Consider the following 22198-nt stretch of genomic DNA (forward strand, 5'->3'; position numbering starts at 1 on the left):
CCGACTTCAGACGGCGGCCCGGGCGGACTGACGGGCCCTGGTGACCTCGCGCCGCTCCACGAACCGGCTCGCCTGAGCGTCCAGGTCGGTGAGGTACGCCGACAGTTCCTCGCGGGCGGCCTCGCCGTCGCCGGACAGCTCCGGCCGCTCGAACGCCTTCACCTGGCGCAGCACCGGGATGAGCACGTCGTCGTGGTGCAGTCGCAGATCGTAGATGCCGGCCATGGCGATCTGGACCGACTTGCGGCCGAAGTTCTCGATGGTGTGGCCGGGCATCTGGAAGGACTTCGCAACCTTCGTCACGGCCCGCATCGTCGCGTTCGGCGCGACGTCGAAGGCGCCGTTGAGCAGGTTGCGGTAGAAGATCATGTGGAGGTTCTCGTCGTTGGCGACCTTCGCGAGAAGCTGCTCGCAGAGGGGGTCGCCGCTGGCGATGCCGGTGTTGCGGTGCGACACGCGGGTCGCCAGCTCCTGGAACGACACGTAGGCCACGGACTCGATCAGGCCCTCGTAGGCGTTGCTGAAGCCGACCTCCATGTGCGTCATCCGGGCCCGCTCCAGGGCGACCGGGTCGACGGCGCGGGTCGCGAGCAGGTAGTCACGGATGGCGATGCCGTGCCGGCCCTCCTCCGCGGTCCAGCGGTGCACCCAGGTGCCCCAGGCGCCGTCCCGGCCGAAGATCGTGGCGATCTCGTGGTGGTAGCTGGGCAGGTTGTCCTCGGTGAGCAGGTTCACGATGAGTGAGGTGCGCGCCACCTCGGACAGCTTCGACTGGCCGGGCTCCCACGCCTCACCACCGAGCACCCCGTCGAAGTCGCGACCCTGGCTCCACGGCACGTACTCGTGCGGGAACCACTCCTTGGCCGTGGCCAGGTGACGGTTGAGATTGGCCTCGACCACCGGCTCCAGCTCGTTGAGCAGGGCCAGGGTGGCGGTGGGCTCGGTCGTCACGGAACCTCCGTTGAAAATCAAATCGGCGTGGACGGTGTTGAGTGAAACATGCTCAGCTAGTCGGCGGCCAGCAGGGACTCCGGCGTCGGCGCGGTGCCGCCGAGGTGCGCAGGCTGCCAGAACACGCCGTCGGGCTGATGCGGGTACTCCTTCTGGGCGCGGTCCAGCATCGTGGTCATTCGGGTCCGAAGCTCCGCGGTGACCGCGTCGGCGTTGTCCTTGCGGGTCGGGTGCAGCGGCTCCCCCGCGATGATCGTGATCGGCACGCCCCGCTGGGTGAGGTCCTTCGGGTGGCCCTTGGTCCAGAAGCGCTGCGTGCCCCACAGCACCATCGGCACCAGCGGCGTGCCGGTGGCGGCGGCGAGCCGGGCAGCGCCGGACTTCATGTCCTTCACGGTGAACGACTGGCTGATCGTCGCCTCCGGGAAGACCCCGACGACCTCACCGGCCTTGAGGTTCTCCAGTGCCGACTTGTAGGAGGCCATGCCCGCCTCCCGGTCGACGGGAATGTGCTTCATCCCGCGCATCAGCGGCCCGCCGATGCGGTGGCGGAAAATGGAGTCCTTGGCCATGAACCGCACCAGCCGCTTGGAGCGGTTGGCGCCGAGGCCGCAGAAGATGAAGTCGAGATACGACACGTGGTTGCAGGCGATGACCGCACCGCCCGTGGTCGGCACGTGCTCGGCCCCCTCGACGGTGATGCGCATGTTGAGCAGCCGGAACATCGTCTTCGCAAGCGCGATGACCGGGGGGTACACGAGATCAGCCATGGCATAACGCTACCGACCTTTACTGGAGGCCACCCGGTACCCTGCCCCAAGGTCTTCTTTCTTCTTCGCGGTGGGAGTTTCGGGGTGTCGGTCGACCAGGACCTGGAGAACGACGAGCACGAAGAGAACGACGATGAGGTCATCATCGTGGTGCCGCCGCCGCGGTTCGGCACGCCGGGCCCGCCGATGCGGCGTTCACCGCTGCTCATCGGGCTGTTCGGCGGCCTCGGGCTCCTGCTGGCGTACAGCCTGTATCAGGCCGTCGACCAGGTCCGCTCGATCCTGTTGCTGATCTTCATCGCGTTGTTCCTGGCGGTCGGCCTCAACCCGGCCGTGGTGCGGCTCACCCGGTGGGGTGTGCCGCGGGTCCTCGCCGTCGCCGCCGTCGGGCTCGGCGCGATGCTGCTGCTGTGCGGCGGCCTGCTCGCGCTCATCCCGCCGCTGGTGACGCAGACCGGGGCGCTGGTGGAGAACCTGCCGAGCTACATCGACAACCTGCGCCACCAGGACCAGCTCAACAAGCTCAACGAGGACTACAAGCTGCTCGACCAGCTCAAGGCCGTGGCCACCGCCGGCAACGTCACCAAGGCCCTCGGCGGCGTGTGGGGCGGCGCGCAGGTCGTGTTCAGCGCCCTGTTCAACATCGTGACCGTGGTCGTGCTGACCCTCTACTTCATGGCCGCGTTCGACCGGTTGAAGGAGGGCGGCTACAAGCTCGTCCCCGCCTCCCGCCGCGACCGGGTCAGGCTGCTCGGCGACGAGATCCTCACGAAGGTCGGCGCCTACCTCGGCGGCGCGCTCGCGATCGCGGTCATCGCCGGCCTCTCGTCGTTCGTGTTCCTGCTCATCCTCGAAATCAAGTACTCCTACGCCCTGGCGGTCCTGGTCGCGATCACCGACCTGATCCCGCAGATCGGGGCGACCCTGGGCGCGATCGTGGTCAGCATCGTCGGGTTCGCCACCAGCATCCCGGCGGGCATCGCCTGCGTCATCTTCTTCGTCATCTACCAGCAGGTCGAGAACTACCTGATCTACCCGACGGTGATGCGCCGGGCGGTCAAGGTCAGCGACCTGGCCGCGATCCTGTCGGTGCTGCTCGGCGTGGCCCTCATGGGCGTCGTCGGCGCGCTGATCGCGATCCCCGTCGTCGCCGCGGTCCAGCTGATCATCCGCGAGGTCGTCCTGCCCAGGCAGGACGCCCGCTAGCCGCGGCTCAGGACCCTGGTGAAACCGGCGGCGACGGTGGTGGCCAGGGTCCAGCCGGCGGCGATGAACAGGAACGCCACCCACTGCCCCGCGCCGGTCGGGCGGTAGGCGGGCTCCTGACCGAAATCGATGATCGGCAGCAGCAGATCCAGGGTGTAGATCGCCGGGTACAGCTCCGGCGGCTGACCGGGATTGACCGGCGCCGGCCGCCACGCGGTGAACACGGCCGTGCCCACGACGAGCAGCGCCAGCAGCCACAGGGCGGCGCGCTGCGGGCGGTACCCGTAGCCGACGGTCACGTCCTGCAGCCAGCTCCACGGCCACGTCCACCACGGGCGGGTGGACCGGCGGCGGCGCTGCTTGGCGAGCAGGACGGTCCGGGCGTCCTCGTCGTGACCCAGCTGCCGGTAGACGGCGGCGAGCTGCTCGTAGGGCTGCGGCGGCAGGCCGTCGGAGGTCCTGGCCAGCCACTCCAGCCGCTGCGACGGCGCCAGCAGCGGCGTCAGCGTCTGGTACGTGAGACCGTCCAGCCGCAGGTCGGCGGGCCAGGTCGCGGGGTCGTCGCGCAGCAGCGCCGCCCGCAGGTACCGCAGGTCGAGCCGGCCGGCGGGGCGTTCGGCGAAGCGCAGGTCCACTTCGGCCGCCTCCGCGCCGGTGCACCACACGCCCTGCAGGTGCGCGTCGTGGAAGGAGAGCCGGCCGCCGATCCTCGCCGCGCGCATGGTGACCCGCCCGGTCGCGGTGAACCCGTCGCCGCAGTGCAGCAGCGAGCCGGTGACGATCCCGGTCGCGCGCAGCGAGGTGCCGTCGGGGTTGTCCAGGTGGGCGCCCTCGAAGAAGACGGGCCCGGCGACCCGCGCCTCGAGCAGTGACACCTCACCGACGGCGGTGAACCCGTCGCGGCAGTCGACAGGCCCGTCGACGGTGCAGTTGTCGGCGCGCAGGGCGTGACCGCCGGGGTTGGCGAGGGCCGCGCCGGCCAGCCGCAGGATCCGCCCGACGCGGGTGCCGACGAGCCGCAGCTCACCCTCAACCCGGCAGCCGCCGAGGAGATGGACGCCGCCGCCGACGTCGGCGCGGTCCAGGCGCAGCGCGACGGCGCCCGGGTTGCGCAGCGTCGCGCCGGTGAAGGTGGCGACGCCGCCGACGGTGCCGTGCCGCAGGCTGACCTCGCCGTCGATGGTGGCGCGGCGCACGAACACGCCGCCGTGGACGGTGGCGCTGTCCAGGTCGATGCCCTGCGCGTCGCCGGGGCGCGGGGTGACCGTCTCCCCGTCGCCGAGGTCGTGGAAGGTCTCCGGCGGGGCGTCCGGCACCGCGGGCGGGGCGAGGACGGTGGCGTCGTCGAGGTGGATGCCGCCGGTGATGCTCGCCTGGAACAGCCGCAGCGTGCCCTCGGCGCGGAACCCGTGCTCGGCGACGAGGTCACCGCCGAGCTCCAGGCGCTCCGCCAGCAGGGCGGTGCCGCCGGGCCGCAGCAGGTGCGCCCGGTCCAGCAGGAGCCCGCCGGAGATCTTGGCACCGCGGAGGTTGACGACACCCGTACACCGGACCCCCGACATGCGCAGGTGCCCGGCGATGGTCACGCCCGCCGCGTGCAGCCCCGGCAGGCGGGTGCTGCGGAATCCGGTGAAGGCCAGGCGCGCCCAGTACAGGTCCGGCGCCTCGAGGAACTCGCTCTCCTGCACGAGCAGGGGGCAGGTCACCTCGGCGAACGACAGGACGAGCTTGCCGGTGACCCGGGCCTCGTGCAGCCGCAGCGCCGCGCGGCGGGTCGGCAGCTCCCCCGTGAGCAGCTCCATGAGCAGGGCGGCCGGCACGTCGGCGCCGCCGAGGTTCAGTGGCCGGCCGACCGCGAACGCCTGCCGCACCCGCTCATCGACATCCACGACGGTGATCGTAACGGGGGCGTCACCCGTTCGCGGCCCGCCAGGTGGCCCGGGTGATCAGGACGCGGGCCTCGTCGGCGACCTCGGCCTCCACCGTCACCGCGTACTGGCCGGCCTGCAGCGAGCTGCGGGACGTGAAGTCGCGCCGGCCGCCGGTCGCGGCGTGCGCTAGGGCGCCGAAGATGCCGCCCCACAGGCCGCCGACGAGGACCGCGGCGAGCATGATGCCGACCCACGACGACGTGCTGAACAGGGTGAACAGGAAGCCGAGGAAGAGACCGAACCAGATGCCGCTCAGCGCGCCGGCCATGGCGGCCCGCCCGATGGTGAGGCGGCCCAGCACGTTCTCGACCAGGCGCAGGTCGGTACCGATGATCGCGGTCCGCTCGACCGGGAACCCGTTGTCGGAGAGGTAGTCCACGGCCCGCTGCGCCGAGGCGTAGTCGGAGTACCGGGCGACGGTGACCGTGCTGCGTTCGAGTTCCACGAGGTCGTCGGAAGGGGACGGGACGTTCGATTCGGGCTGTGGAGGGGTCGTCATGGCCGAAATCGTAAGGCCACCTGGATCCTGTCGCCCTGGGGCGTACGGGTGAGGACTCAGGGATCGTTCAGGGCCTCACCCGAGGTCGTCAGGCACTTCCAGCGGGCAACCTTGGGGACATGACCGAGATCAAGCGCCTGCGCCGCTCCCGCGCCGACCGCACCGTCGCCGGTGTGATCGGCGGGCTCGCCGAGTACTTCGGCGTCGACCCGACCATGGCACGTGCCGCGTTCCTACTCGCCGTGCTGCTCACCGGTGGGACCGCCGTCCTGGCCTACCCCATCCTCTGGATCGTCATGCCCGACACGCAGTCCGGCATGCCTGCCGACACCGAGGCGGACGTCAAGCCGGTGAGCCCTGCGTCCGGCGATCATCTGCCCTATGGTGCGTGAGTGACCGCGTTGTGCGTGCCGGTGCTGGGCGGCACCCTGGAGGTCCGGGTGGTGTCGCCCGCCGGCGGCTCGCACGTGGTCCTCGTCGCGCACGACGGACCCGCCTATGAGGACGGCGCCGCGCTGACCCGCGTCGCGAGCGGCGCGCACGTGGCGCTGCTGTCCCCCGGCGACCGCAACGAGTGGTATTCGGCGAACCCCGCCTACGCCGACGCCCTCGTCGACCGGGTGCTGCCGCGCCTGCCGCCCGGCCGCCTGGTCGGGCTCGGCGCGAGCCTCGGCGCCCTGGCCCTGCTGCACGCCGAGCACCGCCGGCCCGGCACCTTCGACGGGTTGTTCCTGCAGTCGGGGAGCTTCTTCACCGCCGAGCTGGACCCTCAGGAGTCGGGGTTCTTCCGGTACCGGCGGATCCTGGACTTCGTCGACGTCGCCGCCCCCACGGCGGCCCGCACGGTGTTGACGTGCGGGCAGGACGAGGAGAACCTGCACAACAACCGGGCGATGGCGCGGCGGCTCGGTGTGCCGCTCGTCGAGGTGCCCGGCGGCCACACAATGACGACCTGGCGCGACGCACTCCGCCCGCACCTGCCACCGCTGCTCCGGGAGTTCACGGATGGACCATCTCATCGGCCTGCTGCTCGGCACGGAGCAGGACTGGCCACGGGCGTTCGAGACGTTGGTCGGCCGGATCGGTCCGATCCGCGGCCTTGACGGCACGTCGCACACCCTGCGCACCGCGAGGGTGAGCATCGAGCCGTTCAACCTGCGCGACAAGCCGTCCCATGAGCTGGTCATCGACCGGCTTGCCTACTGGTACTACCACCCGCGCGAGTGGCTGAAGAAGATCGCGCTGATGGACGACGTGTACCTGCTCAACAGCCCGTTCACGTTCCAGTCGATGGAGAAGCACGCCGCGTACTGCGCGATGATGCGCCTCGGGCTGCACGTGCCGGAGACGGTGCTGGTGCCGTACAAGAACCCCGTCGACCACGCGAAGTGGGCGTACACCGCGGAGCGGTACAACCAGCCGTTCGACCTCGACGCGGTCGCCGAGGAGCTCGGGTACCCGCTGTTCATGAAGCCGTACGACGGTGGCGCGTGGGTCGGGGTGTCCCGGATCGCGGACTCGACCGCGCTGCACGCCGCCTACGACCAGTCCGGTGAGCGACTTATGCACCTGCAGCAGTCGGTCGAGGGCTACGACGTGTTCACCCGGTCCCTGACGATCGGGCCCGAGACGATGGTCATGAAGTTCCGCCCCGAGCTGCCGATGCACGAGCGCTACGCGGTGGAGCACGACTTCCTCGACGCAGGAGTCGGTGACGAGGTCGTCACCATCTCCCGCCTGGTGAACGCGTTCTTCCGGTGGGAGTTCAACTCGTGCGAGACCCTGGTCCGTGACGGGATCGTCCACCCGATCGACTACGCCAACGCGTGTCCCGACGTCGCCCTCACCAGCCTGCACTACTACTTCCCGTGGGCGATGACGGCGCTGGTGCGCTGGTCCGCGTTCTGCGTCGTGACCGGGCGGCGGCCGAGCCTGGACCTGGACACCGCGCGCTACTTCGCCGTCGCCGACGATCCCGATCTGGATTACCGGGGCAAGCTCGCCGCGTACCGCCGCATCGCCGACGACTACCTCGCCGTCGAGGAATACCGCGAGTTCTGCGACACGGCGCTGCCGCACGTGCCGTCGATCGTCGCGGAATGGGTGGCCTCGCAGAACTTCGACGACCTGCTGGTGGACACGGTACGGGGCACCTACCCGCCGCACGAGCACGACCGGTTCATCGCGCACTTCCGCGGCCTGATCGACCTGTGGAAGCGCGACTCGCTCAGTTGAGCAGCTCCGCCTGCAGCAGCGGGGTGAGCAGCTTGACGTAGCTGGTCGTGACGTGGCTGCCGTCGCGGTACACCAGCGCGTTGCCGATGATGACGGGGCAGACCGTGGCGGTGCAGAACCACTCGGTGGGGTCGATGACGGTGTAGCCCGCCGCCTTGGCCGCCTCGGCGTTCGCGGTCACGCGGGTGGCGAAGACGGCGGTGGCGACCTTCAGCGCGCACTGCTGCACCGCTTCTGGATGCGCGGCGACGCAGTCCGGGACGCTGGTGCCGCGCGGGTCCGGGGTGTCCTGCATGACGACCGGCCGCGCGCCGAGCTGCTCGATCCGCTTCGCGGAGCGGATCAGGGCCTTCGACCACGCGTCGTCAGCCTCTGCCTTGCCGACCGTCACCGCGCCGGCCTTGTCGACGGGCGGGTCCGTGTAGGTGCGGGTCGACAGCAGTACCAGCGCGGGCTTGAGCTCTTTGATCTTCGCGAACGCCTCTTCGCGCCAGGTCGCGCACTCCGTGAACGCACGGCGGGCGTTGACCTTGATCGTGTACGCGTCGGCGGGCGTGCACCCGGACTTCGTGAGCACGACGAGGCGCCAGTGCCGGCGTTTCGCCACCGCGTCCACGGCGTCGAACCACTGCTCCGTGTGCGAGTCGCCGAACAGCACCATCGTCGTGGTGGCCTGCGGGTCGCCGTGCCGGTCGCAGCCCTGGCCCATCGCCGGCTTGATCGACGTCTCGTCGAGGGAGGCGAGGCAGCCCTTCGACGCCTGCGGCCGGTCGTTGGTCGCGGCAGTGACCGGCGGCGTCAGGTTCTGCGGCATCGCGGACAGCGACGCGCTGGAGGCGATCAGGTCCAGCAGCTGCTTACGGGCGTCGGCGAGCTGCTGCGACTCCGAGATGACCGTGGCGGTGTCCTGGGCGGTGCCCTTGCCCTCGACCTCGTTCGGCAACCCGAGGAAGATCGCCGCGGCGCCGCAGGCGAGTGCGGTGAGGGTCGCGCCGAGGCCGAGCCCGCGGCGGGGGCGGCGCTTGAACACCGGGTTGAACCGGACCCGGTTCTCCACCAGCCGCAGCGACAGCCAGGCCGGGATCAGGCTTGCCGTCGCGACCGCCGCCAGGGTCCAGGTGTTGAGCTCATGGCCGGCGATGTGCGGGGCGAGCATGAGTGCCGGCCAGTGCCACAGGTACCAGCTGTACGACAGCTTCCCGATCGCCTGCATCGGCCTGGTGCCCAGCAGTTTGACCGCGCCCCAGCCGGCCTTCGCGCAGCCACCGGCGATGACGAGGACCGCGCCGGCGACCGGGAGCAGCGCGGCCATGCCGGGGAAGCGGGTCGTCTCGTCGAACAGCAGGGCCGACGCCACGATGGCGGCGAGGCCGAGCCAGGTGGCCGCCGCTCCTATGCGTATGTGTTTCAGGCGTTCCGCGGCGAGGGCCACCAGGGCTCCGGCGGCCAGTTCCCAGGCGCGCGCCTGGATGCCGAAGTAGGCCCACGGCTGCGAGTGCCCGGTCTGCCACACGCACACCGCGAACGACACCACGCCCAGCAGGGTCAGGGCGATCGCGGCACTCTTGCGGCTGGCTCTGCGGGTGGCGGCCACGACGAGCAGCAGCGGCCAGATGAAGTAGAACTGCTCCTCGACCGCGAGGGACCAGAAGTGCTGCAGCGGCGACGGCTCCAGCTCCGCGGACAGGTAGTCGGTGCCGAGCGCGGCGAGCCGGACGTTGATCCCGTATGCGGAGGCGGCCAGCGCGTCGTACACCACCGCCTTCGCCTGGACCGGTGACATCCACGTCCACGCGGCCGCGACGGTCGCGATGACGACCACGGTCGAGGCGGGCAGCAGGCGCACGATCCGGCGCCCGTAGAACGCGCCGAACCCGATCCTGCCGGTGCGCTGCAGCTCCCGGAACAGGTGCAGGGTGATGAGGAACCCGGAGATGACGAAGAAGACGTCGACGCCGACGTAGCCGCCGTGGACGAGGCCGAGCCCGGCGTGGTTGGCGACCACGAGCAGCACCGCGACGGCGCGAAGCCCCTCGATGTCCGGCCGGAACCGGCCCTCGCTCTGCCGCGGCGGGGGTGTCCTGACCTGTGGTGCCGTCCGGTAGGGCTGATAGGTGGTCACGCACCCCTCCTCCGGCTCGGCACCGGGACACGGTAGCGGGTGCCTCGGGGCCACCTGATCCCAGGTGACGCGGCTCACCGGGACGGGTCCCTCGCAGGTGTGACGCTGCGGTAGTCCACGTCACAATCCGTAGTCGCTGCTGGGCCCTCGTAGCGTCAGTGGTGTTGGTAGATGCGTTAGCTATTGGAGGTTTGCCCTATGCGTCCGTACGACCACCCCGAATGGTGCGCCCGTGGTCACCGGTGCGGTCTCGGCGAGCACCGCGCCCACCCGGTCGTCATGGAGGTCGACGGCGTGGGCCAGGTGCTGCTGACCCGGGTCCTCGGCACCAACGGCCGTGAGCGGATGGAGCTGACCGGCTCCGCGTACGTGACCGGGAAGGGCCCCGCGGCCCGCCGCCAGGTCGACCGCGCCTTGCGCGGCTTCGCCGGCGTGCTGTCCAACGAGGCGTCGCTCGCGTCTACCGGGGCCAGGCTTGCAGGCGCTGGCGCAGCTCGCTGACCCGCTCCGGGGTCAGCCCGTAATAGGCGAACCGGCCGTCGTCGAGGCGGTCCAGGTAGCGACCCGCGGCGTGCACGTCGTCGTCCTCGAGGGCCGGGTCCTGCCGCCGGGCAAGCTCCAGCAGCTGCCCCACGTCATAGTGCTGCAGCGCCGCGGCGACGTCGATGTAGTCGCGGACCTCCCGCCGGTTGACCAGCGCCGCGACCTTCGTGGCGATCAGGTCGTCACGGTGCATGACCGGCCCGACGTCCATCATCACCGGGCTCTCCGTCCGGTCCAGCCGGCTCAGTGTCAACCGCACGGTCCTGCTGCCGTCACCGACGGTGAACTCCCGCTGGTCGAAGCCCGCGAACAGCTCCAGCAGGTCGTCGGCTTCCTCCTCCTCGACCGTGTACCCGGCCGCCCGCAGGGCCTGGCAGACGGCGTCGGCGGCCCGGCCCGCCCCGCCGTCGGTGTCGGTGAACAGGTCGACGTCCTCGGTGGGCCGGCTGACGAGCCCGCTCATCAGCCACGCGAACCCGCCGCCGAGCACGAACCCGTGCCGCTCCCCCACCGCAAGGGCGATCCTGGCGACCTCGGTGTAGAACGGATCGGTGCCGTTGCGGCCTGGTTGAACGGGACCGGACGCGCTCACCGCAGGCGAAGCTGCTGGTGGCGGGCCTCCCATGCCAGGCGGACCCCGCGGGGCAGATTCAGCTCCGGCCACACCCTGACCAGTGCTTTTCCGTTGACCCAGCGGCGCAGCTCCTCGAGGCGGATCGCCTCGCGCAGCACGTTTTCATACATCCACAGCAGCAGGTCGGGATTGTCCAGGTCGAAGTCACGCCGCGGATTCCACATCAGCCGCTGCGGCAGCTCGACCACACCCCGCACGGGCCCGCGCAGCTCGGTCAGCGTCCGCGGGACGAGCGCGGGACGATGCGGCCGCGCAAGAAACGCGACGCGTCCCGGATCCGTCTCGTCCTGCATGCGCGGCCCTCTCGTGGTGCCCGTTTCGGCGTAGTGTACCGCCGGTCACCACCCAGAGCCCCCGCGTGCACTCCGGCGTGCCACACGGCCTCCCGCCGCCGGGCTATTCTGGCCCGATGCCGACCCTCGTGCTCGACCCCTTTTGACGGGCCGCACCCTGCGGCCCCGATCGGGGTCACCATGTCACGCACCGACCGCGACGCTCCCTATTGGACGCGCGCAGTGTGGTGGGCACCGCTGCACCGCTGCGCGGGGCTCTACTCCACCCAGCACCCGGGCCACGCCCGGCTCCGGCCGACCTCCAAGCCGGTCGCCTCGTCCACCGCCGGCCCGTGGGTCCAGCGGGCCTTCGCCCCGCGGCGCGCGCAGTGCGACCTGCCCGCCGGTCCGCACCTGCGACACCTCCCCACCCACTGCGCGTGGCAGCCGCTCGGCGAGCGACTGCCGTGGTCCCAGGACGGCCCACCCCGCTGGTACGTCCTGGCGACATGGACGAGACCCCAGCGCGCCCGCGTCCGCGACGAGTGCCGCCGTGCCCTCCAGCACCACCGCGCCACCGGCACCGTCGACATCCACCCCACCACCACCGACCACCACCACACCGCCCGCTGGGACTGGTGACCCCCGCCGTCGCCGCTCCAGACGGCGATCTTCGCCGCAGGGTCGCGCCCGCGCGGGCCGGGTTCGGGACCTTCCGTTCAGTCGCGCTTGCGGGCCAGCACCACCTCGGTGTCTCCTGGCCAGTCCCAGAAGATCCCGTCGGGCGAACGGCTCGCGAGCAGCGCCCGCACCTCTGCGGTGAAGTCGTCAAGACGGTCACCGAACAGGTGGGGCGCCGACCAGGAGAGGGACAGGTAGCCGGACAGAACGCTCTCGCTGTCTCGCAGGAGGTCCGGGATACCAGGGACGAAGCACTGCCGCGGCACACCGAAGCGGGTCCGGGTCAGCACATCCTCGAAGCGGTGAGTTCGCTCCGCGGCGGTGCCCTGGCCGGCCCGCCGGGTAGACCCGAGATACTTCCCCACCAGCGCCGTGATCTCCTCGTGCGGGATCGTCGGCACCCCTGGGTCTGGTGGCCGGGTCCGTCCTGCCACCGTGTGGACGATGAGTGCCAGCGCACCGCCGGGCTCCAGCATGTCGTACACGATCTCCGCCACCGAGCGTTCGTCGGTCCAGTGGAAAGACTGGCCGAATGTCACCAGCCGGTACGGCCCCGCCGCGATCGAGGGAAGGTCCTCGGCCAGACCCTGGACCCACCGGACGTTCGTGATGTTCTGTTCCTCGGCCGCGCGACGGCCCTCCGCGAGCATGCCGGCGTCCGGGTCCAGGCCGACTGCCTGCTGGAACAGGTGAGCGAGGCGGACGGTGAGCACGCCTGGGCCGCAGCCGACATCCAGCAGCCGACCCTCTCCGTTCAGACCCGTCTCCTGCGCAAGGACGGCCTCAAGCTCCGGTGAGTATGCGGGGCGGCCGTAACGGTAGTGAGCAGCCGAGCCGAGGTAGATGGTGGGGTCATACGGCACCGGGCCAGTATCCCGCACCGGCAACCACTCCGGGTGGCGGACGTCCTCGCCGGCACGGCGATTCAGGTGCATGGTCGCGAGCCCCATCGTCCTGATGAGGTGAGCACTCACGCGATCCTCAGCGGTGCGCCGGCGCGGATCAGCACCGTGTTCATCGCAGGGCTGGATCGATCCGAAGCGACACGGCTCGGCGGGCACGGCGCCTGGGTGGTGGTGCTGGCGATGCGGGAACGCTCCCTCGACACCTCCAGCGCGGCCTGCTGGCAATTGCCGTTGGTGCCGCCGTCGACACCGCCGACGAACGGGAACTCATGAACGATCCGGCGTTGCCACACGTGGCCGCCAACCGACTCGGCGCTCACCGCCGCGGGTGTCGTAGTGGTCGGGGCCCGCGTCAGACGGCGACCTTCGCCGCGAGGCCGTGCCCGTTTCGCCGATGGGCCGAGGTGCGACCGGGTGACGGCGCGGGACGCCTTCGCGGTCGGCGCCCGTGTTGATCGCTCTGCGGTGATGCGTGGACGCCGTCGGACATCCGTGATCACTCGGGCGTCGTGAGGACGGTGTCGGGAGAGCGAGAGCTTCACGGGTCGTTCGGCCTGCGCCTGCGACACGACTTTGGAGGGCGTGCGCACACCGACGAAGCGCTCAGCGCGGCAGACCCACCGGACCCGCCCTCACAAGCCGGCTTCCCGGCAGCCCCCGCAGTCCCGGTTTGTGGACGAGGTCGACCGTGCCGGCCGCCGCGGACGCCACGGCGCGGCGAGGTGCGGGCGGAAGCAGAGGCCGCCGGGAGGTGGGCGCGTCAACGGGAGTGGCGGGGCTCCACGTCGTCGTGGGCGGTGGCCTCGCCGCTGGCCTCGTGGGCGCCGGCCGCGTGGTGGGGAATGTGGCCGGCATGGGGCTCGGCGACGCTGTCTGCGGCGTGGGCACCGGCGTTCGGCGCACCTTCGCCTGAGACGGCCGGCTCCAGGTCGTGCCTGTTGCGGGCGTCGTCGCCCGCGCCGTCGCCCCGAAGTTCGGCGGTGGCCGAGGCGGCGCGCGAAGCCGACCCGTTGCCAGCGGCGCTGTCCGGCCGGGCCGCAGCGGACGATGCCGCGGCGCCGTCGCCGACGGGACCAGACGCGAGGGGACCAGACGCGACGGGAGCCGACGCAAGAGGAGCCGAGGCGCCAGCGGGCGCGGCGGCTGCGGGCGCGGCGGCCGGCACCGCGGCGGAAGTGGCGGACCTGGCGTCGTCGTGGGCGTCCTCTTGGGCGCGCTGCTGGGCGGCGGACAGGGAGCGGAGGGGGACCTCGGGCAGGAAGAGGATGACGATGAAGCCGACGACCATGATGCCGGCGGCGACCATGAAGACGATGCTCATGGAGTCGGAGAAGCCGACCTTGAACGGGTGGGACAGGGCGTCGGCGAGGCGGTTGACGAAGGAGGTGTCGTTGAGGGCGCTGGCGCTGCCTGAGGTGCCGGCCTTCTGGATGAGTTGGAGCTGGTCGGGGTTGGCGCGGGCGGCGGCCTGGAAGTCGGGGGTGGACTGGGCGGCGGTGAAGGCACCCTTGATCTTCTCGGGCAGGAGGCTGAACAGGACCGAGAGGAAGACGGCGGCGCCGACGGTGCCGCCCATCGAGCGGAAGAACGTGACCGTGGAGGTGGCGACGCCGATCTCGCGGGGGTTTGCCGCATTCTGCGCGGCGGTGATGACCGGCTGCATGTTGCCGCCCAGGCCGAGGCCCATGAGGGCCATGACCAGCATTGTCTGCCAGAGCGGGGTGTCGGCGCCGATGCGGGAGAACAGGGCGAGCGCGGCGACCATCAGCAGCGAGCCGATGATGGGGAACTTGCGGTACTTGCCGGTGCGGGCGATGACCTGGCCGGACACGATCGAGCCGGTCATGATGCCCAGGACCAGCGGCAGCAGCATCAGGCCGGCCTTGGTGGGGCTGGCGCCCTTCACGATCTGCAGGTAGAGCGGCAGCGTGAGCAGACCGCCGAACATCGCGATGCCCAGGATGAAGCTGCTGGTCGAGGCGACGGAGAAGGTGCGGCCCCGGAACAGGCGCAGCGGCAGCAGCGCCTCGTCCTGGTAGCGCCACTCGGCGAGCAGGAACAGGATCAGGCCGACGACGCCGATGCCGTAGCACAGCAGGGAGCGGCCGGAGCCCCAGCCCCACTCGCGGCCCTGCTCGGCGACGGTCAGCAGCGGCACGAGGCAGATGACCAGCGCGACCGCGCCCGGCCAGTCGATGCGGTGCTCCTGACGGCGGTGCGGGATGTGCAGCACGCGCATGACGACCAGGAATGCGGCCAGGGCGATCGGCACGTTGATGTAGAAGATCCAGCGCCAGCCGGTGACGCCGAGGATCTTGTCGGTGCCGGCGAAGAAGCCGCCGAGGACGGGGCCCAGGACGCTGGAGGTGCCGAACACGGCGAGGAAATAGCCCTGATACTTGGCCCGCTCGCGGGGCGGGACGACGTCGCCGATGATCGCGAACGCCAGGGAGAACAGGCCGCCGGCGCCGATGCCCTGCACGGCGCGGTAGGCGGCCAGCTGGTAGACGGACCCGGCGAGGCCGCACAGGACGGAGCCGAGGATGAAGATGCCGATCGCGAACAGGATGAACGGCTTACGGCCGTAGATGTCCGACAACTTGCCATACAGCGGGGTCGCGATCGTCGACGTGATGAGGAACGCCGTGGTCGCCCACGCCTGGATGGAGAAGCCGCCCAGGTCGTCGGCGATCGTCCGCATGGCCGTCGACACGATGGTCTGGTCGAGGGCGGCGAGGAACATCGCCATCATGAGACCGCCGAGGATCGCGAGGATCTGGCGGTGGGTCAGGGTCGTGTCGTCGGCGGTCGCTGTGCTCAAGGCGTCTCTCCCGTTACGAGCCGATCGCGTTTCATAAAGCACGCTACTCCCGGCGGAGAAGCTCAGCGCGCTCAGACACAATATGCCTGGGGTACGACAAGACTGCGGAGGTAACTGGTGAGCGCCACGCTCGTGGTGAAGGAGCTCGCGGCCGGTCACGGCGATCGGGCGTTGTTCTCCGGACTGGACCTGGTCGTCGCGCCGGGCGACGTGATCGGCCTGGTCGGCGCCAACGGGGCGGGCAAGTCGACGCTGCTGCGCACCCTCGCGGGGCTGCTGCCGACGGAGGCCGGAGGGTTCGGGCTCAACCCGCCCAGCGCGATCATCGGGTACCTGCCGCAGGAGCCCGACCGCCGCGAAGGCGAGACACTGCTGCAGTTCCTGGCCCGCCGCACCGGGGTCGCCGATGCGCAGCAGCGGATGGACACGGCCGCGGAGCGGATCGAACAGGACCCGGACGAATACGGCGACGCCCTGGAGCGCTGGCTGGCCCTCGGCGGCGCCGACCTGGACGAGCGCGCCGCCGCCGTCGCCGCCGACCTGGGACTCACGGTTGACCTGGACCTGCCGATGACCGCGCTGTCCGGCGGGCAGGCCGCCAGGGCCGGGATGGCGTCGCTGCTGCTGTCGCGGTACGACGTGTTCCTGCTCGACGAGCCGACCAACGACCTGGACCTGGACGGCCTGGAGCGGCTCGAGCGGTTCGTGCAGGGCCTCAAGGCCGGCGCCGTGATCGTCAGCCACGACCGGGAGTTCCTGGCCCGCACCGCGACGGGCGTGCTGGAGCTGGACCTCGCCCAGCAGCAGGTGAACTTCTTCGGCGGCGGCTACGGCGCGTACCTGGAGGAGAAGGCGATCGCGAAGCGGCGGGCCCGGGAGGCGTACGAGGACTACGACGACAAGAAGTCCGACCTCGAGGCGCGGGCGCGGATGCAGCGCGCATGGATGGAGAAGGGCGTGAAGAACGCCCGGCGCAAGCAGCCCGACAACGACAAGATCGGCAAGGGCAAGAAGATCGAGGGGACGGAGAAGCAGGCGGCGAAGGCCCGCCAGACCGACCGGATGATCGAGCGCCTCGAGGTGGTGGAGGAGCCGCGCAAGGAGTGGCAGCTGCGGATGGAGATCGCCGCCGCGCCGCGGGCCGGCGCGATCGTGGCGACGCTCAACCGGGCGGTGGTGACCCGGGGCTCGTTCACGCTCGGGCCGGTCGATTTGCAGGTCGACTGGGCCGACCGGGTCGCGATCACGGGCGCGAACGGCTCCGGCAAGTCGACGCTGCTCGGCGCGCTCCTGCGACGCATCCCGCTGACCAGTGGCACCGCCGCGCTCGGGCCCGGGGTCGTGGTCGGCGAGGTCGACCAGGCCCGCGGGCTGTTCCTCGGCGAAGGCCCGCTGCTGGACGCGTTCTGCGCCGCCGTGCCGGACCAGCAGCCGGCGGACGTACGCACCCTGCTGGCGAAGTTCGGCCTGAAGTCGCACCACGTGCTGCGCCCCGCGGCGAGCCTGTCGCCCGGCGAACGGACCCGGGCGGCCCTCGCGCTGCTGCAGGGCCGCGGGGTCAACCTCCTCGTGCTCGACGAGCCGACGAACCACCTGGACCTGCCCGCGATCGAGCAGCTGGAGACGGCGCTGGATGGATACCCGGGCACGCTGCTGCTGGTCACCCACGACCGGCGGATGCTGGAGGCGGTCCGCACGACCCGCCACTTCGACGTGCGCGACGGCAAGGTCACCGTCCGGTGAGCGACGACTTCTGGACCGAGCGGCACCTGTGCACGATCACCACGATCCGCGCCGACGGGACCCCGCACGTGGCACCGGTCGGCGTCACGTACGACGCGGCGACCGGCACCGCACGGGTGATCACGTCCGGCACCTCGCAGAAGGTCCGCAACGTGCGGGGCAACCCTCGGGTGGCGGTCTGCCAGGTCGACGGCCGCCGCTGGACGACCCTGGAGGGCACCGCCGTCATCGACGCGGCCCCCGGCGTCGTCGCGGACGCGGAGCGCCGGTACGCGCAGCGGTACAGGACCCCACGCCCCAACCCGGCCCGGGTCGTCATCCTGATCACGGTGACGAGGGTGCTGGGCACCGAGCGGCCTGTCGTGCCGGTACGTTCGCCGGATGGGGACTCCTGAGTACATCCGGTCCATGCGCACACACATCGGCCATGACCTGCTGCTCCTGCCCGGCGTCGGCGCGATCGTCGTCGACGGGCAGGGCCGGCTGCTGTTCGGGCGCCGCAGCGACACCGGCCGCTGGTCCGTGGTCGCGGGGATGGTCGAGCCCGGTGAGCAGCCCGCCGACACCGTCGTGCGGGAGGTACTGGAGGAGACCGGCGTCGACGTGGTCGTCGAGCGGATCCTCGGCGTGGCCACCCACCCGGTGGACTATCCCAACGGCGACCGCTGCAACTACCTCAGCGTGACCTTCCTGTGCCGGGCGGTCGGCGGCACCGCCCGGGTCAACGACGACGAGTCCTTCGAGGTCGGCTGGTTCGAGCCGACCGACCTGCCCGACCTGGAGCCGTATTCGCGGCTGCGCGTCGAGCTGGCGTTTCGCGACGCGAAGGAGGCGTGGTTCGCCCCCGCGGGAACCCACCACCCCGCGCTGGTCGAATCCTCCATGTGACGGTCAGTTCTGCGGGGGCCAGCTCGGCGGCGGGGTCTGCGGGTGGCTGGGCGGCGGGTCGGAGCTCGGCGGCCCGCTGACCGGCGGCGACACCGGCTGCGACGGGACCTGCGGCGCGGCGCCGGCGCCCGGCACGTCCACGGCTGCGGGATCATCGCCCCAGGCGGATACCCGGGACCACCCGCCGGCGGCGGGGCCGGATACGTGGGCTGGCCGAACGCCGGTCCGCCCGAGGTCGGCGGTGGCGGCGGCGGGTAGCCCCCGGGCGGCGCCGACGTGGGCCCGGGGAACTGCGACGGGATCCCCGACGGCGAGCCGGGCGGGTAGACCGGCTGCCCCGACGGGACCGGCGAGGACGTCCCGGCGGGCAGGAACCCCGGCGCCCCCGAGGTCGGCGGCACGAACACCGGCGGTCCGGAATGCGGGAACCCACCAGGCACCGGGAACGGTACCGAGAGTCCGCCCACGGGCACGGCGGCCGGGCCGGCGGCCGACAGCGGGGCGAAGCGGCGGCCGAGCAGCTCCAGCAGCCACACCGCAAGCAGTCCGACGACCGCGAGGACCCCGGTCGTGAGCATGGTCGTGGCCGCGTCCGCTCCCTCGAGCAACTGCCAGCGGCGTACCCCGTCGATGATCACGACACCGAGGACGACACCGAACACGCCGGCGCGGCGACCGAAGACGCTGACGCCGCCGAGGAGGACCGCGGCGAGCGCGAACGGCAGCTGGCCGCTGTCGGTGAACGCGGCGGCGCTGGTGAGGCGGACCGACAGGACCCCGGACACGCCGGCGAGGACCGCGGAGCCGGTGACGCCGACGAGGGCGCCGACGAGCTTCGCGGGCCGCCAGGCGGCCGGGTCGTCGCCGCCGGCGAGCGGGCGGTTCGCGGACAGCAGCCGGCGGACGGCGGGCAGCGCGAACAGCACCGCGCCGACGATGGAGGCGACGATGAACACCGCGGCCCACACGCCGAAGCCCGTCGAGGCACGGGCGGCGCCGGTCACCGGCACGAGCCGGCCCCCGGTGGCCTTGAGCAGCGCGGCCGAGACGATGAAGCCGCCGCCGAGGGTCACCGCCCAGGCGGGCAGCGCGGTGAGCCCGACCACCAGGGCGAGCAGCACGCCGACACCGGCGGCCGCGAGGACCGCGACGATGAACGCGACGGCGACGGACGTGCCGTTGTTGACCTGCTCGGCGAACGCCCAGCCGGCCAGCACGGCGGTCGACCCGATCGCCAGGTTGGGCGTCGCGGTGCGCAGCGACAGGGCCAGGCCGCAGGCGGCGAAGCCCAGGATCGCGATCCCGGCCCACACCTGCCCCCGGCTGAACACGGCGGAGTTGGCGTTGTACTGGCCGGCGACGACGGCACCGGCGGCGAGCAGGAGCACCGCCTCCCAGACCAGGTGCGGTGCGAGCTCGCGCAAAGGACGGACCTCGGTCATGCGGCGACGCTACCGTGCATCGACGGGGAGCGCTGCACACACGCCGCCCGACACCACCCCTTCGGTGTGCTCTACTCTCCGCGGGTGGCCGACGATGTCGAAGACCCGGTGGCGCAGGCGCACGGTGAGCTGTCCCTGGCGCGGGTGGCGCTCGCCGAGGACGACCTCGAGCACGCCGCCGACCACCTCGCCGGCGCGATCGCCTGGGCGCCGGGGCTGCCGGAGGTGCACGAACTGCTCGCGGCGCTGACCGCGCGGGCCGGCGGCGACGTGGCGGACCTGTTCCCGCTGCGCGAGCCGGCGTTCATCGGCACGGTCGTCGCGCGGGCGCACGTGACGGCGCAGGCCGATCCGCTCGGGTCGCTGCGGATGCTGGCGCAGGCGACCGGGTTCGATCCGGAGCAGCCGTGGGCCGACGTGAGCTGGGTGCGGGCCGTCGACCCCGCCGGGCTGGACCCCGACGAGCTGGCCAGGCTGTTCGTCGGGGTCATGCAGCGGCTCGGCGATCCGGCGCCGGCCGCGGTCGCGAAGGCCAACGAGGTGTACCTGGACCTGGCCCGCCGCTCGCTGCGCGCGCACCCGGACCATGCGCTGCTGCACGGCGCCGCCGCCGGGCTCGGCCGCCGGTTCGGTGACACCGCGGAAGCGGTGCGGTGGGGTGCCCGCGGTCACCGGCTGCACCCCGACAAGCTCACGGCCGTCTGGTACGCGTACGCCCTGCGCGCCGACGGCCGCCTCGACGCGGCGTTGAAGGTGATGCGGGCGGCGTGGCGGGCCGCGCCGCAGGAGATGGACCTGTGCGCCGACATGGCCAACTGGCTCGCCGACTCCGGCCGGGTCGACGAGGCGATCGCGCTGCTGGAGGAGGGCATGCACCGCCAGTCGGACTACGACTGCGCGGTCCACACGGCGCAGCGGCTGCGGTTCCAGCGCGACGGCGACGTGCAGCACCTGGTGGCACTGGTCGACTTCATCCGCGAGCACCCGGCCGTCAGTCACGAGCACTCCGACCTGGCCCAGGCGTGCGAGCGCCGCACCTGGCTCGGCCGGGTCGCCGGGCCGACCGAGGCGTGCGTCAACACGCTGCACCGGGTGCCCCTGGAGGAGCGCGGCACGATGGACGGCGGCATGGCGCTGTCGGCGCTGGAGGTGCCCAGCGCCCTGGCCCTGCTGCGCCGCGAGGTGCCGCGGGTGACCGTGGAGGTCGCCGGGCCGCCGCCGCAGGACCTGGTGCAGCCGCTGAAGCCGGTGCGGGTGTTGTGGCGGTACGACGGCACGACCGCCTACCCGACGGTCGAACCGGCCGCCGCGGCGAGCCAGGCGCTGCTGGCGGGCCTGGCCGGTCCGGCGTGGCCGCACCCGGTCGCCGCCTACGACCACGCGCTGCCCCTCGGGGAGCTGCCGGTCGAGCAGCTGTTGTCGCTGCTGGTGCACCCCCCGGCCCGCCCGCAGCGGTACGCGCAGCTGCCCGACGGCTGGTGGGAGCGCTCGGCGCAGGTGTTCGCGTGCCTGGGCCTGCTGCACTGCGGCGAGCTGCGCAACCCGGCCGACCCGGGCGACACGACCGCGCAGCGGCAGCTGCTCACCGACATCGCGTGGGGTGTCGAGGACTGGACGACGGAGGCGGCGCTGTTCGCGTTGACGGTCGCGGCGTGGCTCGACCCGGCGTGCCGGGTCGAGGTCCGCGACACCGTCGGCCGCCGGTTCCTTGCCGCCGTGCAGGCGTCGCGGAGCCGGGCGGTCACGATCCGGGACTCCCTGGCCGACCTGGTGCGCATCGTGCCGGGCATGGTCGACGACGTGCTCGCCCTCGCCGACGAGGTGACCGCCGCCGGCGCCGCGCCCGCCGCGGCGAAGCCGGCCGCCCCGTCGCGGTTCGGCCGGCTCTTCCGGCGCCGTCAGCAGTAGCGGTACACGTCGGTGGCGCGGTTCATGGCGCTGCCGACGTAGTCGATCGAGCGGTAGCCGACGCCGACGGTGAACAGGCCGGTGCCGTAGTCGAAGAACTGCACCGCGCCGCGGCTGAGGTTGTAGTACGCCGACTCGACGCGGTCCTGCCAGCCGTACGGGGACAGGCTCTGCCAGCCGCAGGACGACAGCTTGCCGCGCGGATAGCCGAAGTCGGGCCGGTCGTAGAAGCAGAACCAGCCCGAGGGGCAGTCGACGTAGGCCGTGGTGTGCTCCGGCGGCTCGACGGTGACGATGAACCGGCCACCGTCGTAGCTGATCTCGTTGGCGCCGACGAGGGTCCCGCCGGGGTGTTCGGCGAGGTACGCGGCGGCGCCGGCCCGCACGGGTGCCGCCGCTGCGGGTGCGGCGGCGACGGCGATCGCGGCGATGACGACAGAGGCGACTGTCAGAGCACGAATCATGGCTGAACCCCCACGCTGCAGCGGACCGGGACGCGGTGCGACGACCGTAGGCGGCGACGCTGCGTGGTCACCAGGACCGCGTGCAGACTGCGTCATGAGTGAATGTCCGCGTGGGTCCGGCCTGCTCATCACGGGTGCGGAATTGTCAGCGACTTATAAATCGGTCGTACGGACCGTAATGGC

General features: G+C 71.8%; 21 protein-coding genes. 10 read left to right on the forward strand and 11 right to left on the reverse strand.

Annotated elements, in window-relative coordinates:
• Positions 1 to 6: 6 nt before the first annotated feature.
• Both OHA72_RS41055 and OHA72_RS41060 read right to left on the reverse strand, forming a co-directional pair.
• A complete protein-coding gene (locus OHA72_RS41055) occupies positions 7 to 951 on the reverse strand; it encodes an acyl-ACP desaturase (protein WP_327001480.1) in 945 nt (314 codons plus the stop codon).
• 56 nt (positions 952 to 1007) lie between these two features.
• Positions 1008 to 1721, reverse strand: coding sequence for a lysophospholipid acyltransferase family protein (locus OHA72_RS41060; RefSeq protein WP_327001481.1), 714 nt, complete (start codon positions 1719 to 1721; stop codon positions 1008 to 1010).
• A 141-nt stretch (positions 1722 to 1862) separates the two neighbouring features.
• On the opposite strand from OHA72_RS41060, the gene OHA72_RS41065 reads away from it, so the two are divergent.
• Positions 1863 to 2927, forward strand: coding sequence for an AI-2E family transporter (locus OHA72_RS41065; protein WP_327011765.1), 1065 nt, complete (start codon positions 1863 to 1865; stop codon positions 2925 to 2927).
• Here OHA72_RS41065 and OHA72_RS41070 read toward each other — a convergent pair.
• Together OHA72_RS41070 and OHA72_RS41075 are read right to left on the reverse strand one after the other, a co-directional pair.
• Entirely contained in the window at positions 2924 to 4816 is a 1893-nt protein-coding gene (locus OHA72_RS41070; RefSeq protein WP_327001482.1) for a hypothetical protein, read from the reverse strand. The genes OHA72_RS41065 and OHA72_RS41070 overlap by 4 nt on opposite strands.
• Before the next feature lie 22 nt (positions 4817 to 4838).
• Positions 4839 to 5357: a YflT domain-containing protein gene (locus tag OHA72_RS41075; protein ID WP_327001483.1), complete on the reverse strand. Its 519-nt coding sequence runs from the start codon at positions 5355 to 5357 to the stop codon at positions 4839 to 4841.
• A gap of 119 nt (positions 5358 to 5476) precedes the next feature.
• Here OHA72_RS41075 and OHA72_RS41080 point away from each other — a divergent pair, with 119 nt between their 5' ends.
• Genes OHA72_RS41080 through OHA72_RS41090 form a run of 3 tightly spaced genes read left to right on the forward strand, consistent with a single transcriptional unit; the run spans position 5477 to position 7592 of the window.
• A complete protein-coding gene (locus tag OHA72_RS41080) occupies positions 5477 to 5749 on the forward strand; it encodes a PspC domain-containing protein (protein ID WP_327001484.1) in 273 nt (90 codons plus the stop codon).
• The gene (locus tag OHA72_RS41085; protein WP_327001485.1) at positions 5750 to 6460 is read left to right on the forward strand and encodes an alpha/beta hydrolase; all 711 of its coding nucleotides are present in this window, start codon (positions 5750 to 5752) and stop codon (positions 6458 to 6460) included.
• Positions 6363 to 7592 (forward strand): ATP-grasp domain-containing protein, encoded by a 1230-nt coding sequence (locus tag OHA72_RS41090; RefSeq protein WP_327001486.1) that lies wholly within the window; start codon positions 6363 to 6365, stop codon positions 7590 to 7592. Before OHA72_RS41085 ends, OHA72_RS41090 begins: the two co-directional genes overlap by 98 nt.
• Here OHA72_RS41090 and OHA72_RS41095 read toward each other — a convergent pair.
• On the reverse strand, positions 7585 to 9714 hold the full coding sequence (locus OHA72_RS41095) for an acyltransferase family protein (protein ID WP_327001487.1): 2130 nt from the start codon (positions 9712 to 9714) through the stop codon (positions 7585 to 7587). The genes OHA72_RS41090 and OHA72_RS41095 overlap by 8 nt on opposite strands.
• Positions 9715 to 9912: 198 nt before the next feature.
• Between OHA72_RS41095 and OHA72_RS41100 the strand changes: the two genes are divergently transcribed.
• A complete protein-coding gene (locus OHA72_RS41100; RefSeq protein WP_327001488.1) occupies positions 9913 to 10215 on the forward strand; it encodes a hypothetical protein in 303 nt (100 codons plus the stop codon).
• Here the strand turns inward: OHA72_RS41100 and OHA72_RS41105 are convergent.
• Positions 10175 to 10849 carry a nucleotidyl transferase AbiEii/AbiGii toxin family protein gene (locus OHA72_RS41105; protein WP_327001489.1) on the reverse strand — a complete coding sequence of 225 codons (675 nt, stop codon included), beginning with the start codon at positions 10847 to 10849 and terminating at the stop codon, positions 10175 to 10177. The two genes, OHA72_RS41100 and OHA72_RS41105, sit on opposite strands and share 41 nt — an antisense overlap.
• Positions 10846 to 11184, reverse strand: a complete 339-nt coding sequence (locus tag OHA72_RS41110; RefSeq protein WP_327001490.1) for a hypothetical protein — start codon at positions 11182 to 11184, stop codon at positions 10846 to 10848. Before OHA72_RS41110 ends, OHA72_RS41105 begins: the two co-directional genes overlap by 4 nt.
• A gap of 180 nt (positions 11185 to 11364) precedes the next feature.
• Between OHA72_RS41110 and OHA72_RS41115 the strand changes: the two genes are divergently transcribed.
• Positions 11365 to 11805 carry a hypothetical protein gene (locus OHA72_RS41115; protein ID WP_327001491.1) on the forward strand — a complete coding sequence of 147 codons (441 nt, stop codon included), beginning with the start codon at positions 11365 to 11367 and terminating at the stop codon, positions 11803 to 11805.
• Between the two features lie 77 nt (positions 11806 to 11882).
• Here OHA72_RS41115 and OHA72_RS41120 read toward each other — a convergent pair whose 3' ends face one another.
• The 3 genes from OHA72_RS41120 to OHA72_RS41130 all read right to left on the reverse strand — a co-directional run bounded on the left by OHA72_RS41120 (position 11883) and on the right by OHA72_RS41130 (position 15570).
• Positions 11883 to 12794 carry a class I SAM-dependent methyltransferase gene (locus tag OHA72_RS41120; RefSeq protein WP_327001492.1) on the reverse strand — a complete coding sequence of 304 codons (912 nt, stop codon included), beginning with the start codon at positions 12792 to 12794 and terminating at the stop codon, positions 11883 to 11885.
• Positions 12795 to 12814: 20 nt separating this feature from the next.
• Positions 12815 to 13069 (reverse strand): hypothetical protein, encoded by a 255-nt coding sequence (locus tag OHA72_RS41125; RefSeq protein ID WP_327001493.1) that lies wholly within the window; start codon positions 13067 to 13069, stop codon positions 12815 to 12817.
• 440 nt (positions 13070 to 13509) lie between these two features.
• On the reverse strand, positions 13510 to 15570 hold the full coding sequence (locus OHA72_RS41130; RefSeq protein WP_327001494.1) for an MDR family MFS transporter: 2061 nt from the start codon (positions 15568 to 15570) through the stop codon (positions 13510 to 13512).
• Between the two features lie 117 nt (positions 15571 to 15687).
• Between OHA72_RS41130 and OHA72_RS41135 the strand changes: the two genes are divergently transcribed.
• From OHA72_RS41135 to OHA72_RS41150, 4 genes are all read left to right on the forward strand, one after another.
• Positions 15688 to 17313: an ABC-F family ATP-binding cassette domain-containing protein gene (locus OHA72_RS41135; RefSeq protein WP_327001495.1), complete on the forward strand. Its 1626-nt coding sequence runs from the start codon at positions 15688 to 15690 to the stop codon at positions 17311 to 17313.
• Entirely contained in the window at positions 17310 to 17708 is a 399-nt protein-coding gene (locus OHA72_RS41140) for a PPOX class F420-dependent oxidoreductase (protein WP_327001496.1), read from the forward strand. The genes OHA72_RS41135 and OHA72_RS41140 overlap by 4 nt, the downstream gene beginning before the upstream one ends.
• A 13-nt stretch (positions 17709 to 17721) precedes the next feature.
• Entirely contained in the window at positions 17722 to 18201 is a 480-nt protein-coding gene (locus OHA72_RS41145) for an NUDIX hydrolase (protein ID WP_327001497.1), read from the forward strand.
• Between the two features lie 1526 nt (positions 18202 to 19727).
• Positions 19728 to 21551 (forward strand): tetratricopeptide repeat protein, encoded by a 1824-nt coding sequence (locus tag OHA72_RS41150; RefSeq protein ID WP_327001498.1) that lies wholly within the window; start codon positions 19728 to 19730, stop codon positions 21549 to 21551.
• On the opposite strand, the gene OHA72_RS41155 is transcribed toward OHA72_RS41150, so the two are convergent.
• The gene (locus OHA72_RS41155) at positions 21542 to 22015 is read right to left on the reverse strand and encodes a peptidase inhibitor family I36 protein (protein WP_327001499.1); all 474 of its coding nucleotides are present in this window, start codon (positions 22013 to 22015) and stop codon (positions 21542 to 21544) included. The genes OHA72_RS41150 and OHA72_RS41155 overlap by 10 nt on opposite strands.
• Positions 22016 to 22198: the final 183 nt, after the last annotated feature.

The sequence above is a fragment of the Dactylosporangium sp. NBC_01737 genome (assembly GCF_035963215.1).
In the GTDB taxonomy this organism is placed as follows: Bacteria; Actinomycetota; Actinomycetes; order Mycobacteriales; family Micromonosporaceae; genus Dactylosporangium.

What these genes read in the sequence shown, in the direction of transcription:
- OHA72_RS41060 (WP_327001481.1), bottom strand. Translation starts at nt 1,721, where the DNA reads ATGGCTGATCTCGTGTACCCCCCGGTCATCGCGCTTGCGAAGACGATG.
- OHA72_RS41075 (WP_327001483.1), bottom strand. Translation starts at nt 5,357, where the DNA reads ATGACGACCCCTCCACAGCCCGAATCGAACGTCCCGTCCCCTTCCGAC.
- OHA72_RS41080 (WP_327001484.1), top strand. Translation starts at nt 5,477, where the DNA reads ATGACCGAGATCAAGCGCCTGCGCCGCTCCCGCGCCGACCGCACCGTC.
- OHA72_RS41090 (WP_327001486.1), top strand. Translation starts at nt 6,363, where the DNA reads ATGGACCATCTCATCGGCCTGCTGCTCGGCACGGAGCAGGACTGGCCA.
- OHA72_RS41100 (WP_327001488.1), top strand. Translation starts at nt 9,913, where the DNA reads ATGCGTCCGTACGACCACCCCGAATGGTGCGCCCGTGGTCACCGGTGC.
- OHA72_RS41110 (WP_327001490.1), bottom strand. Translation starts at nt 11,184, where the DNA reads ATGCAGGACGAGACGGATCCGGGACGCGTCGCGTTTCTTGCGCGGCCG.
- OHA72_RS41115 (WP_327001491.1), top strand. Translation starts at nt 11,365, where the DNA reads ATGTCACGCACCGACCGCGACGCTCCCTATTGGACGCGCGCAGTGTGG.
- OHA72_RS41120 (WP_327001492.1), bottom strand. Translation starts at nt 12,794, where the DNA reads ATGGGGCTCGCGACCATGCACCTGAATCGCCGTGCCGGCGAGGACGTC.
- OHA72_RS41145 (WP_327001497.1), top strand. Translation starts at nt 17,722, where the DNA reads ATGCGCACACACATCGGCCATGACCTGCTGCTCCTGCCCGGCGTCGGC.
- OHA72_RS41155 (WP_327001499.1), bottom strand. Translation starts at nt 22,015, where the DNA reads ATGATTCGTGCTCTGACAGTCGCCTCTGTCGTCATCGCCGCGATCGCC.